Annotated in this window: 12 protein-coding genes and 1 pseudogene; 7 read left to right on the top strand and 6 right to left on the bottom strand. The window is 63.1% G+C overall.

All coding sequences use genetic code 11. The annotated features are described in order from the left end of the window. The first annotated feature begins 69 nt into the window (after positions 1-69). The 7 genes and pseudogenes from ABCV34_RS13040 to ABCV34_RS13070 all read left to right on the top strand — a co-directional run. Positions 70-1,326 carry a hypothetical protein gene (locus ABCV34_RS13040; RefSeq protein WP_345796640.1) on the top strand — a complete coding sequence of 419 codons (1,257 nt, stop codon included), beginning with the start codon at positions 70-72 and terminating at the stop codon, positions 1,324-1,326. Next, entirely contained in the window at positions 1,302-2,618 is a 1,317-nt protein-coding gene (locus ABCV34_RS13045; protein WP_345796641.1) for an oligosaccharide flippase family protein, read from the top strand. The genes ABCV34_RS13040 and ABCV34_RS13045 overlap by 25 nt, the downstream gene beginning before the upstream one ends. Continuing rightward, positions 2,615-3,712, top strand: coding sequence for a glycosyltransferase (locus ABCV34_RS13050; RefSeq protein ID WP_345796642.1), 1,098 nt, complete (start codon positions 2,615-2,617; stop codon positions 3,710-3,712). The genes ABCV34_RS13045 and ABCV34_RS13050 overlap by 4 nt, the downstream gene beginning before the upstream one ends. After that, entirely contained in the window at positions 3,706-4,518 is an 813-nt protein-coding gene (locus tag ABCV34_RS13055) for a glycosyltransferase family 2 protein (protein ID WP_345796644.1), read from the top strand. Before ABCV34_RS13050 ends, ABCV34_RS13055 begins: the two co-directional genes overlap by 7 nt. Then, on the top strand, positions 4,515-5,636 hold the full coding sequence (locus tag ABCV34_RS13060; protein WP_345796645.1) for a glycosyltransferase family 4 protein: 1,122 nt from the start codon (positions 4,515-4,517) through the stop codon (positions 5,634-5,636). Before ABCV34_RS13055 ends, ABCV34_RS13060 begins: the two co-directional genes overlap by 4 nt. Positions 5,637-5,840: 204 nt before the next feature. Then, on the top strand, positions 5,841-8,444 hold the full coding sequence (locus ABCV34_RS13065) for a sugar transferase (RefSeq protein ID WP_345796646.1): 2,604 nt from the start codon (positions 5,841-5,843) through the stop codon (positions 8,442-8,444). Between the two features lie 116 nt (positions 8,445-8,560). Continuing rightward, positions 8,561-8,866: pseudogene (locus tag ABCV34_RS13070) on the top strand (M20/M25/M40 family metallo-hydrolase); the annotation flags it as partial. Between the two features lie 27 nt (positions 8,867-8,893). On the opposite strand, the gene ABCV34_RS13075 reads toward ABCV34_RS13070, so the two are convergent. From ABCV34_RS13075 to ABCV34_RS13100, 6 genes are all read right to left on the bottom strand, one after another. Next, a complete protein-coding gene (locus ABCV34_RS13075) occupies positions 8,894-9,325 on the bottom strand; it encodes a helix-turn-helix domain-containing protein (protein WP_345796647.1) in 432 nt (143 codons plus the stop codon). Between the two features lie 12 nt (positions 9,326-9,337). Further along, entirely contained in the window at positions 9,338-9,649 is a 312-nt protein-coding gene (locus tag ABCV34_RS13080; protein ID WP_345796648.1) for a DUF4258 domain-containing protein, read from the bottom strand. 566 nt (positions 9,650-10,215) lie between these two features. Further along, the gene (locus ABCV34_RS13085; RefSeq protein WP_345796649.1) at positions 10,216-10,491 is read right to left on the bottom strand and encodes a type II toxin-antitoxin system RelE/ParE family toxin; all 276 of its coding nucleotides are present in this window, start codon (positions 10,489-10,491) and stop codon (positions 10,216-10,218) included. A 2-nt stretch (positions 10,492-10,493) separates the two neighbouring features. Further along, positions 10,494-10,712: a stability determinant gene (locus ABCV34_RS13090; protein ID WP_345796650.1), complete on the bottom strand. Its 219-nt coding sequence runs from the start codon at positions 10,710-10,712 to the stop codon at positions 10,494-10,496. 65 nt (positions 10,713-10,777) lie between these two features. Beyond that, positions 10,778-11,911, bottom strand: a complete 1,134-nt coding sequence (locus ABCV34_RS13095) for an amino acid ABC transporter permease (RefSeq protein WP_345796651.1) — start codon at positions 11,909-11,911, stop codon at positions 10,778-10,780. Then, entirely contained in the window at positions 11,911-13,083 is a 1,173-nt protein-coding gene (locus tag ABCV34_RS13100) for an ABC transporter permease subunit (protein ID WP_345796652.1), read from the bottom strand. Before ABCV34_RS13100 ends, ABCV34_RS13095 begins: the two co-directional genes overlap by 1 nt. Positions 13,084-13,100: the final 17 nt, after the last annotated feature.

The raw sequence follows: 13,100 nt of genomic DNA on the forward strand, positions 1-13,100 counted from the left end.
AGTTCGAGTTGGCGTGGATGCGGAGGGACTTTGGGGCGATGGATGATAAATGACAGGCTCCCTGTCATATTGTTGACGGCGTCCCTGGTCCTGATGGCATCGGGCAGTCTTCGGGATCTCATCACGCCCATGGGCTATTGGGCCGCGTGGGGGGGCTGGGCCGTGGTGACGCTCATTGCTGCGCGCCCTGTCGGCAGGGAACCCAGGGTTCCGGGGTTGCCTGTCTGGGTTATGGGTTCCTATGCCGTGCTGTGGCTGGGAATGATCGTTGCCGCAGCCGCCAATCAGCACTGGACCTCGGCGTACCAGGCGATGAAGATCGCGGTGATCGCGGGCATGTTCGTGACGATGTGGCGCCTGGTTGCCCAGCTGAGCTGGCGCCAGCTTGTCATGGCAATGAGCTGGGCGGTTGGGGTGGTGCTCATCAGCCTGGCCGTGTCCAAGGTCTGGAATCCTACCGGTCAGATGCTGGTCGATGGCCCTCGTGAAGGCAGTTTCCTGGCGGTTTACGGGGTGCTGTGGAAGGCGGGGGCGCTTTTCCTGCCGGTGTTCCTGGCGGACGCGGTCGAAACTCCCAGGGCTTGGGCCAGGAACGGCCTGATGATCGCGACCTGTGTCTTCCTGGTGCTGATCGATGGTAGTCGCACGGGCTTGTTGCTGCTGGGGGCAACCGCGCTGGGGTTCGTCGCCTTTCTGACCTGGCGCGGCGATTTGGGGCTGGCGCGCCGCCAGTTCCGGCCGTTTTGGGTTGCGGCGGTTCTGTTGCTGCTCCTGCAATTGTTCAACACAGGCGCGAACCTGGAGGCGGTCAAAAGCTGGGCCGGAGGATCCGTGTCAGAGGGTTCGCCGGGCGGCGCCGCTGCGGCAGAGGTCGAACCAGCGCGTGTCCTGGAAGGCGCCCTGAGCAGGACTTTCGAGACCCGGATCGGCGAGGGGGATCCTGCGCGCATCAAGCTGCTGCGGGCAAGCCTGGGCCAGGTTGTCGTATGCCTGCCGCTGGGCTGCGGTTTCGGGACGACGGGGACGGATGTCGGCACCGGGACGCTGATGCCGGTCCATAACGCCTATCTGGCCGCGCTGGGGGATTTCGGCGTGCTGGGCCTGCTGGGCATGCTGGGTTTCTTGGTGGCGGCATGGCTGCCGATTCGTGGTGTCCTGCGTCGGGGTGGTGGGGCTGGGCATGGCTGCTTTGTCGTGGCCACCGCGGGTTCCGCATTGGCCTATGGCATGGCGCTGATGCTCAATACGTTCACGACCGAGATGTCGGAATGGGGCTATCTGATCCTCATGCTGGCATTCGCGTGGATGCCCGCCGAGAACGCCTGATGGAAGGCGGTTCCGTCCGGGGCCGGGTCGCGCGCAATGCGGGGGCCTTGTATGTCGTCCAGCTGGTCTCCTTCCTGGTTCCGGTGTTCGAAATCCCGATTCTGGCACGGGCCCTGGGGGCCACACTCTACGGGCAGATCCTGTTCTGCCAGGCGCTGGCGCTGACGGCTTCCCTGCTGGTGGAATATGGCTTCAACATCAATGCCGCGCAGCAGGCGGCGCTGGCAGGGGGGCGCCTGGAAGCCTTGAACCGTCTGTTTTCCCAGGTGTTGCTGGCCAAGATCCTGCTGGCGGTACCCCTGGTGGTGGTGTTGTGCGCGGCGTGGCTCATGGGGCTGTTGAACGCCTATTTGGGTGGTGTGGCACTGCTGAGTTTCGTGCTGGCCTATTTCCTGGCCTTTGGTTTCAGCCCCATGTGGTATTTCCAGGGCCGGGAACGGATGGCGGGGCCGGCGCTGCTGGACGTGGGGCTGCGTCTGTGCGGCTTGGCGGTGTTGGCGGCTCTGGTCCGTGATCCGCATGATTTCCTGCTGTCTCTGCCGATTCTGGCGATTCCCCCTTTGCTCAATACGTGCCTGACGACTGGGTGGTGTCGTCGCGAGGTCGGGCCGGTGCATTGGGATGTCCATGGTGCCCGCCGCCAGATCCGCGAAGGTTTCCATTTTTTTGTCTACCGTAGTGCCAGCAATCTGGCGATGTCGGCCGTCCCTGTGTTTTTGGGGCTGACTTCCGGCAAACAGGCCGTGGGTGAGTTCGCGCCGCCCGAGAAACTGATCAAGGGGATGACCAGCCTGGCCATGCCGTTCCTGTCGGCGGTGTTTCCGGTCTTTTCCACGCGCTTGGCGGGGGGGGGCATTGAAAAATCGATGCGTGTCCCGGTCGTCGTGTTGCTGGGGATCGGCCTGACGGCCCTGGTGGGTACGGTTTTGGCGGTGTGGCTGGGCCCCTGGGTGCTGGACCTGATGCTGGGGCCGGGCTTTCCGGGCGCGCATCTGATTTATGGCGTGCTGCTGGGGGTGGCGCCTTTGCGTATTCTCAACCAGAGCATCGCTCTGGTGCTGCTGATTCCAGCAGGTCGCGCAAAACCCGCCAGCTATGCCATTTCCGGGTTTTCGATCCTGGGGGTTGCCCTGGGTTCGGGCCTGTCCCTGTCGTATGGCGGGGTTGGCATGGCCGCGGGCCTGGTGGCGGTGGAAGCGGCCCTGCTGGTCGTCATGATGGGCATGGCGGTCCGTGTGGTCGGAAGCGCGCGTCAGGCGGCGGGTACGATAAGCATGGACGAGGATCAATGAGAATTTTGCTGGTCACGACGGGTTTGGCCCTGGGTGGGGCGGAGCGCCAGGTGATGGATCTGGCTGAAAGATTGGCGGGGCGGGGGCATGAAGTCGCGATCGCCTATTTGGTGGGGGCTGCCGAGTTGCGGCCGCAACCTTCGGTGGCCTTGCTTCCCATGGGATTCACGAAGTCGCCGCTGGGTTTGATCGGTGGTTGTTGGCGTCTCGGGCGGCTGGTGCGCGATTGGCAGCCGGACGTGGTGCATAGCCATATGGTGGATGCGAACTTGCTGACGCGTCTGGTGCGGTTGATCAGCCCCATGCGGCGTCTGGTTTGCACGGCGCACAATACGAACGAAGGAGGGCGCTGGGTCAGTTTGGCGTATCGTTTGACGGACCGGCTGGCGGACCTGTCGACCAACGTCAGCCAGGAGGCGGTCGATGCTTTCGAACGCAACGGCGCGGTTCCCAAGGGCCGCATGTTGGCGGTGCTCAATGGCATCGACCTGCGGCGGTTCTTGGATGCGCCTGAGTTGCGGGCGAAATCCCGGGATGCGCTATGTCCGGATCGAACCCGACGGTTGCTGCTATCGGTGGGGCGTCTGGTGGAGCAAAAGAATCATGCCGGCCTGTTGCGGGTTTTTGCCGGTTTTGCGGCGCGGTGTCCGGATGTCGATTTGTGGATCGCGGGCGATGGGCCTTTGCGCGCAGCCTTGCGCAGGCAGTGTGACGACCTGGGGCTGGGAGGGCGTGTCGTATGGCTGGGCGCGCGTGCGGACGTGCCGGATTTGATGCGTGCTGCGGATGCGTTTGTGCTGTCGTCTCATTTTGAGGGGTTCGGGCTGGTGGTGGCCGAGGCAATGGCCTCTGGGACCCCGGTGGTGGCTACGGACGCGGGCGGTGTGGCCGAAGTCATGGCCGGGACCGGGTTTCTGGTGCCCGTCGATGACGAGACAGCCCTGGCGCATGCGCTTGACCAGGTGTTTGCCCTGGGGGGTGAGTTGCGGATGGCCAGAGTGGCAGCGGCGCGCCGCAGCGTCGAGGATCGCCTGGACATTGAGCGTGTCGTCGAGACTTGGCTAAAGCTCTACCAGGGGGAAATCGTATGCTGACCATCCTGACGCCGACATACAACCGTCGGCATACGCTTCCACATCTATACGACAGCCTGTACAAGCAGGGCCGGCAGGATTTTGAATGGCTGATCGTCGATGACGGAAGCGTGGACGATACGATGTCGTGGGTCCAGGGCTGCCAGGCGCAGGCCGAATTTCCGATTCGGATCGAGCGGCAGGAAAATGGCGGCAAGCATGCGGCCATCAACGCCGGGGTTCGCGCGGCGCGGGGGGATTGGATCTTCATTGTCGATAGCGACGATTGCCTGACGCCGGATGCCGTGGAATGCGTGGCGGATGCGGTGGCGGAAGCCGTGCAGGCGCCGGAATCCGTGGTCGGCGTGTGTTTCCGTAAGGCGGACATGCAAGGGCGTTTGCTGGGCCTGCCGCGCGAAAGAGAACCATCGCCCTGGGTGGCAACGCCCAGCCAGGCGGGCCGCAGGGTTCAAGGCGACCTGGCCTATGTGTTTCGCCGGGACGTCATGGCTGATTTGCCTTTTCCCATCATCCCGGGGGAATGCTTCGTGCCTGAGCTCTACATCTGGAACCAGATCGGCGACCGGGGGCCGATCTGGTTCTACCTGGATCGGGCGATCTACCTGTGTGAATATCTGGACGATGGCTATACCCGGAATTTTCGGGCGCATTTGCGGCGCAACCCCGGCGGTTTCCTCTTGTTTTATGCGGCACAGATCGGCCGGGAGCCGCACTGGAAGGACCGGGTCAAGGCTGCAATCCGCAGCCTGCAATGTCTGGTCTATTGCGCGATGAATGCGGCTGATCGCTCGCGTCCCACCGTATGACGCGGCTGGCCATCATTTCCCACCATGCGGTGGATTTGCTGAACTTTCGGGGGCATCTGATCCGTGATCTGGTCGCCGATGGCATGACGGTGTGCTGCCTGGCGCCGGACTACGATACGGCGACGCGCGCGCAATTGGCTGAACTGGGTGCGGAACCGGTCGATTACCGGCTGCAGCGCACCGGCATGAATCCCCTGCGCGATCTGGTGGACTTTGTTGGGCTGGTCCGCATCCTGTGGCGCCTGGCGCCGGATGTCGCGTTTGCATTTTCCACCAAGCCGATGGTCTATGGGACGCTGGCGGCATGGCTGGTCGGGGTTCCCAGGCGTGTGGCCATGGTCGAGGGCGCTGGCTATGTGTTCACGCAGTCGGGCAGCCGCCCCGGATGGCGCCGTCGGTTCCTGCGCAGGGTGGTGGAAGTCTTGTATCGCGTGGGGTTCGGGCGTGCGCATCGGGTCGTGTTCCTGAATCCGGACGATCAGCGGGAATTCATCGGCCGAGGCCTGGTGGCGCAGGGAAAATCGGTCTTGCTGGGCGGCATCGGTGTCGATCTGCAGGCTTGGCGGGAAGCCCCGCCGGTGCTTGATCCGGTCGGTTTCGTGCTGGTGGCCCGTTTGCTGCGTGAAAAAGGCATCGTGGAATACGTGGCAGCGGCGCGCCTGGTCCGGAATCGCTACTCGGCGGCACGGTTTGTGCTGTTGGGCGGACTGGACTCCAATCCGGGCGGCTTGGGCCGGGCGCAGGTGCAGGCCTGGGTGGATGATGGCATCGTGGAATGGCCAGGGCATGTGCCGGTCCGTCCGTGGATGGAACGCGCCAGCGTGTTTGTGCTGCCCTCGTATCGCGAGGGTGTGCCTTTGAGCACCCAGGAGGCCATGGCGATGGGGCGCCCGGTGATCACCACGGATGTGCCGGGTTGCCGCGAAACGGTCAGCGATGGGGTCAATGGCTATCTGGTGCCGGCGCGCGATGTGGATGCCCTGGCGGACGCTATGCTGCGTTTCCTGGATGATCCCGGCCTGATTGCGTCCATGGGTCGTGCCAGTCGCCGGATGGCCGAGGCCCGTTTTGATGTGCGAAAGATCAACGAAACGTTAGCGGCTTGGCTGCGGGATTGATCTGGCTAACCCTGGATTGTCGCTTTCGAATGGATGCTGCGCCCCTATGCGGGCTGCGCGGCGTTCACCTTAGTGTGATGCGATATTTCAAGTTTTTTCGGAATATCTTGAGCAAATCTGATTAGAACTGCATGAACCTATTACATACGACTCTCGCGGTGACCCATAGGATGTTGGAGGTCGCAATGAGGCTCTATTTTGTTAATGGTTCATCGTGGGTTTTCAATATCGGCGTTGTTGACGCTGGGTTTACTACTGGCCGCGCTGGGAAGCCTGCGGGATGTCGTGACGCCCTGGGGGTACTGGGGGTTGTGGGCACTCTGGGGGCTGGCGGCGGTGGCTTTGACGTGGCCGGTCCATGTGGCGGGCACCAAGCGCCCGATGCCGCCCGCATCGGTATGGGGCTCGTTTGCGGCGCTGGTGTTGGGCATGGCGGTGTCGGCCTGGGCCAACCACAGCGCCATCACGCTGCACCATGGCATCAAGATCGCCATCATCGGCCTGTGCTGCGCCATCGCCTGGAGACTCGCCGCGGATCTTGGGTGGGGGGATCGGGCTGCCATACTGCGCTGGGTCGTGGCTGCCGTGGTACTGGTGTTTCTGGCATCCAAGGCGGCGCCTAGTGGCTATTACATCGCCATGGGAGCTGCGGAGCGCGAGGGCAGTTTCCTGGCTTGGCCGGGAGTGATCTGGAAGGCCGGGGCATTTTTCGCGCCGCTATTTCTGGCCGATATGCTGGTCTGTCCCCGGCGGTGGATTGCGAATGGCGTCGCGGTCGCCGGATGCGTGTTCCTGGTTGTGATCGATGGCACGCGGACTGGGGTTCTGGTGCTTGGGTTGACGGCTCTGGCGTTTGGCCTGTTGCTGGCCTGGCGCCATGACTGGCGTGCCTTGTCGGGTGCCAGGCCGGCGATGGCCGTCTGTGTGCCGGCCTTGTTCGGCTTGCTGCTGCTCAGCACGGGCATCGGGTACCTGAGTCACGGATCGGCCGGGTCTCCGCCGATCCAGCGTGCCGGTGTCAGCGGCATGTTCGGCGGCAAGACCGAGGCCCTGATGGAAACGGCGATCGAGCCCGTCACCACCACCCGCCTGGGGGAAGGGGATCCTCAACGGATCCGCTTGCTGGAATACGGCATGGATCGCGCAATGGATTGCCTGCCTCTGGGCTGCGGCTTTGGCTCCACCGCCATGGATCCCGGCTACGGCGTGGTCATGCCGGTGCACAACGCGTATCTGGGTGTCTTGGCGGACTTTGGCGTGCTGGGCCTGGCCGGCATGCTGGGGTTCATCGTGGCGGCCATCCTGCCGATCAGGCGGGTGCTGCGCGGCGGGGCGGGCAGCGCGAAGGACACGTATTTCGTCGTGGCATCCTCGGGCGCGGCCCTGGCCTATCTGGCCAGTCTGATGCTGCATACCTTTTCGTCCGAGATGTCGGAATGGGGGTATCTGATCGTGATGCTGGCGTTTGCCTGGCTGCCGGTGATGCAAGGCAGGCGGGCTGCCTGCCCAGGTGCGGACGGTCAGCCGGATGCGCTGGGGTGCTATGAGCGGCGGCATTCCCGCTGGTATGAATACGTGCTGTTGGGTGGCCCATTCCAGGTTGTGGCAGGGTTGCTGGTGGTGGCTGTTCTGCCGGCCATCCTGGCTTGGGGCTGGCCGTTCTGGCAACACATGGATGTGGTCCGGGTCAATACACTGCTGGCCATCAGCTTGTCGTTTCTGTTCATCATCCTGACCTTGCGCCGTCTGGGACAGTTTTCGGGAGGCGCGATCATTGCCCATATCGCGCCGGTCGTGACGGGGACGTTCCTGGTGGCGTTCGCAGCCTTGTTCTTTAGCCGCAGCGGGTATTCCCGGCCGATCTTGTTGATGGCTTACGCCGCAGCCCTGGCCTGGTGCTACGCGGCATACTTTGTTGGCAGAAAGTATCGGCAGCTGAAGCTGGCGGTCGTGCCGCTGGGCGAGGCGCAGGCGATCCGGCCGCAGCGCAATCTGGAAATCCGCCAGCTTGCCGTGCCTGACCTGGCGGGGATTCGATACGATGCAGTCGTCGCCGACCTGGATGCCGATGACTTGAGCCCCGACTGGGAGCGGTTCCTGGCTCAGTGCATCCTGTCGCGTGTCCCGGTGTTCCATGTCCGCCAGATGCGCGAGAGGCTGACGGGCCGGGTCGAAATCGAGAATCTGTCCGAAAACGACGTGGGTTCTCTGCTGCCGTCGCCCTTGTATTCCGTCTGCAAGCGCCTGATCGACATGGCGGGGGCGTTGGCGATCATTCCGGTGGCGGTCCCCCTGATGCTCCTGACGGCGCTGGCCATCCGGCTGGATAGTCCCGGCCCCGCCCTGTTCGTCCAGAGCCGTGTCGGCCTGGGCGGGCGCGATTTCCGCATCTACAAATTCCGCAGCATGGTCGCCGATGCCGAATCGAATGGCGCGCGCCTGGCCTCCGACGGCGACGACCGCATCACGCGGGTGGGGGCGTTCATCCGCAAGACACGCCTGGACGAGCTGCCCCAGCTATGGAACGTGCTGAAGGGCGACATGAGCCTGATCGGCCCGCGCCCCGAGCAGCGCGTGTTCGTGGACCAGTTTGATGCCGAGATCCCGTTCTACATCTATCGCCACGTCGTGCGTCCCGGCATCACCGGCTGGGCCCAGGTGATGCAGGGCTACACGGCGGATGCCGACGAGACTCGCGTCAAGATCCAGCATGATTTTTATTACATCAAGCACTTTTCGCTGTGGCTGGATATCCTGATTGTCTTCAAGACGGTGCGGATCGTGCTGACGGGGTGGGGGGCGCGGTAGCTTTCTCAGTCAGAGGATACGTCCGCGCCCCCGGTGGGTCAATATTACATCGGCGCTAACAGATATGGGCAGTAGTTGCCTGCCTGGACTGCGCTGATCCCGCGACGGGTTTCGACTGGCAGGATCTCGCCGCCTATCCGGCGCTGGAGCGCACGCCGGGGGGTGACTGGCTGCGCCAGCTGGCCGGTGATCTGCTTGGCAATCACGAGGCGCGAACGCTTTCCTTCGGCACCGAGGGCGGTCTGTTCCAGGCGATCGGCATCCCGGCCATCGTCTGTGGTCCGGGATCGATGGATCAGGGCCACAAGGCCGATGAATTCGTCGATCGCAGCCAGTTGCAGGCCTGTCTGGATTTCCTGCGGCGGCTCATGGAAGTCATGGCCCGGGACGCGGGGCGGATTCCCCAGGTGTCCGTTGGGTGAGGCGGAAGCGGCGGGCGAGGTTTTGGCTTAGGCAGCCTCGCGCCAGCCAGTGTTCGTATCCTCGAAAATGATCTTGCCAGGATCTTTCTCGTCGAGATCGATGAGGCGATCGATCATTTCCCGTATTTTGACATTCCCGTCCAGCTTTTCTAAGTAGATGACGCGAATTAGCCGATCATAGGCCTTGGGCAACTGGCGGCCGCGTTCCCATAACGATATGGTTTGCTCTGTGGATCCAAGCAGTTCTGCGAGTCGATTCTGAGACAGGCCCATCTCCTTCCTTAGGAATCGTAGTTCAGTACCCGTCAGATAGGGTTTGTGCGCCAGGCTTCGGCCAATGGCCCGGTGCAGTTGGTCGACGTCATGGATTGCCACGGCATCCTCACCGCCAACGGTGCGAACTTTGTAGCCGTTGGCAAGCCACACATTGCGCAACCCTGACTCAGTGTAGTGATACATGGCATCTATCCTTCAAAAAACTGTGACTACCGCAATCCAGTCTCCTTTCTCGTCCCGGTGTAACGCTGCGGCTACATGCACCTCGTCCCCCGCCCATCGGTTTCGCAATGTGCATTTCCATGAGCCATCTATGTCCTGGTGCGCAGGTTCGTGAATTGATCCGCCTCGCAAACATGCCAGCACCTGTGAGATTGTGATCTTCCTTTGCTGCATTCTTGTTCGTGCATGCTTGAGGATATACACATTGCCAGAGTCCTTGGCCAAGTGCCTGATGATGCGAAGCATGGTGACATCGCTCATCTTGAACGGTATCGGTTCTATCATACCCGTAATTATTATGGGTTATGGGCGTGTTGGCAAGTATGGGCCGGCCGGGACGCCGTCTTGCTGTCCCGCAGGGCCTCGTCGACGCGCGGGCTGATGTTGCGGGGATAAAGGGATACCGTTTCCATCCGGACATTCTATCGGGAATATCGGAAAGTATGAGCGTGAATTTCGGAATTTAAGGTCGTGGATCTAGGAATTTACCTACGTGGTAGTCGTCCCATGTACGGATGGATGTCAGCAATGCGGCTGCCTCGGCCAAGGCGCGCCCTTTGCGCAGCAACTCCTTCTCCAGCAGGCGGCTGCGTTTGCGCTCGGCCGCCAGGTGCGCCTTGTCGGCCGGGCTACCGCCAGCGTCCATAGCCTCAAGTGGGCTACGCCTTGGTTGTGCGGCGGTGCCATCCTGTGTCTGTCTCGCGCAGGATAGTACTTTCGATATCCGGCGTTCAAGGCCCTCGCTTATTGCCTGGTGCCCAGAAGTTTTGCGAAGAAGACCAATAAAACGCCATGATCAGGGTGGCGTATCGCAGAAGCCATGGAATGAGGGCAGGAGCAACGGGAGTTGCTTAGGGATATTCCTGGCGGGCGTGCAACACGGCCACAACCTCGATGCGATCAACCTGTACCGCGTACACGATGACGTAATTGGGATGAGCCACGATTTCGCGGGTACCTGGTACGCGGCCTTGCCGATACAGATACGGGTGTTCCGAGGCTGGATGCACCGCGCTTTCAATCAAATCGTGCATATCGATAGCCGCATGCACACTGTATTCCGCGATGTAGGTGGTAATTTCGTCCAGGTCATCGAGTGCCGCGGCACTCCAGAAGAGGGGAAGCATTCTTAAGCGTCACGACTACGCGATTTGGCAATCATAGCGTCCTGGTGGGCCAATTTGGCGACCAGCTTTTCACGAATGAGAGCCATTGCTTGATCGTGAGGGATGGATGGGCGCGAGTCGTCAAGGCTGGCCTGCACCTTTGCACGGAACCAGCGGTCATAACTGGCCGCTTGTTCTTCGGTCTCGAATTCGGAGACGATAGGAGAGAGGGCATTGCTCATGACAAAAATTCCTTGTTAGGCACCTATTTTAAGACATCCGCGCACAGCAATGGGGGCGCGATACCTCATCCCCCCGGCCCCATGGTCCGTTCCACCACCCGCGAGCTCCAGGTCAGCACGGTGGCGATGATCAGGTAGACCACGAACATGAAGGCATAGACCTCGTAGATCTGGTCCGAGAACTGCGGATTGGCCAGCACCACCTGGCCGGCGCGCACGAATTCGGTCAGGCCGATGATGAAGAGCAGCGGCACGTTGTTGAAGATGTCCAGCACGTTGCCCACCAGCCCGGGCAGGACCGTGCGGATGGCCTGGGGCAGCACGATCTGGATCAGGATGTCGGTTTTGCGCAGGCCCAGGGAACGGGCCGCGTGCCACTGGCCTTCGGGCACGGCCTGCAGGCCGCCGCGGACGTATTCGGCCACGTAGGCGGCGTAAAACAGCGTGATGCCGATCGTGCCACGCACCACGTCGGAAATGCGCACGTCGCTGGCCAGGATCAGGGGCACGACCATCCAGGCCCAGTACAGGATCGAGATCAGCGGCAGCGACCGGATCAGTTCGATATAGGCGGTGCTGACCCAGCGCACCCCCGGCAGGCGGCTGGTGCGGCCCAGGGCCAGCAGGATGCCCAGGGGAAAGCTGACGATGGCGGCGACCAGGGTGACCAGCACCCCCAGCAGCAGGCCGCCGACGGCGTGGCCGGCGTCCAGCACCAGCAGTTGCCACATCAGGACCACCCCCGCAACCCAGATCAGGCTCAGCCACGAGCTGCGCCAGGGCAGGCGCGCGCCGATCAGCGCGCCGACGACGGCGGCCAGCAGCAGCGCCGCGACCCGCGCGGCGACGGGGTCGCCGATGCCCCACAGGATGGCGGCGGCCGCCAGGCTGATCGCCCCGGCGGCCAGCAGGCCTTTGATGGCGCGGGCGCGGGTGATGCGCGCCAGGCTGATGCCCACCAGCAGGCAGAAGATGCCGCTGGCGAGCCAGGCGCGCCAGAGTTCGGTCAGGTCCAGCGTCCCGGCCATCAGGAAGCGCAGGCTGCCGCCGATGACCGACCATTGGGCCTGGACGATGGCCCAGTGCGCCAGGGCATAGACCAGCACCGCGATCCCCGCCAGGATCAGCAGTGACAGCAGACCTTCGAACCAGCTGGGGAACAGGTTCTTGCGGCAAAGGGTCAGGAATCTGGCGGTCATCAGCGCGCCCCCTGGGCCATCAGGCGCCGGTTGTACAGGTTCATGACCAGGCTGATCAGCCAGTTCAGCGCCAGGTAGGCCACCATGACGATCAGGATGCCCTCCATGCTGCGGCCGGTCTGGTTGGCGACAGTGCCGTAGACGTTGAACAGGTCGGGAAACCCGATGGCGATGGCCAGGGACGTGTTTTTCGCCAGGTTCAGGTATTGGTTGACCAGCGGCGGCACCAGGATGCGAAAGGCCTGCGGCAGGATGATGTGGGTCATGGCCTGATGGCGCTTCAGGCCCAGCGCGTAGGCGGCCATCCACTGACGGGTGCTGACGGCCTCGATCGAGCCGCGCACGATTTCGGCGATGAAGGCAGCGGTATAGACGACCAGCGCCAGCAGGATGGCGGAAAATTCGGGGGTAAAGGCCAGGCCGCCGCTGGCGCGAAACCGCGAGGCGACGGGCAGGTCGATCCGCAGGGGATGGCCCAGCGCCGCCAGCGCCACCCCCCAGGCAATCGCGATCACGGCGATGCCGGGCCAGCGAAAGGCGCGCGCGCCTGGGCGGCGGGTCAGGCGCAGGATCACGGCGGCGAGCACCAGGCTGGCCAGCGCTGCCCACCAGAAGTCGGGCCAGGCGGGTACGCCCAGGAGCGACGGGGTGTAGATGCCCTGGCGGCTGGCGATGACGCCGTAGAACTGTGCGGCGCTGCGCAGCGCGGGCAGTTGCAGCACCACCGCGAAATACCAGAAGAACAGCTGGATCAGCAGCGGCGTGTTGCGGACCAGATCGACGAAGACCAGGCAGACGCGGTTGAGCAGCCAGTTCGGCGACACGCGACCGATGCCCACCAGCAGCCCCAGCAGGGTGCTGAAGACGATGCCCAGCAGGGCGACCTTCAGGGTGTTGTACAGGCCCAGGATTAGGGCCTGCAGATTGGTGTCGCTGGAACTGAACGGCACCAGGTCCCAGGGACGGGATAGATCCAGCGTCAGCCCTTCGGACAGATGCAGACCCGAGACCTGCGACAGGAAGGAAAAATCGATGGGAATGTGGTGGGATGCCAGGCCGATGTAGACGCTGGCCGCCAGCCCCAGCACGATCGCAATGGCCCCGAGCACCACGCCGATCTGCAGAACGTGGTCCCCGAGCGTGTAGCGTTCCTGGCTGCCCCCTGCCTTCATCGCCTGCCTCCCAGCCG

It is taken from the genome of Castellaniella sp. MT123 (assembly GCF_039614765.1).
GTDB lineage: Bacteria > Pseudomonadota > Gammaproteobacteria > Burkholderiales > Burkholderiaceae_B > Castellaniella.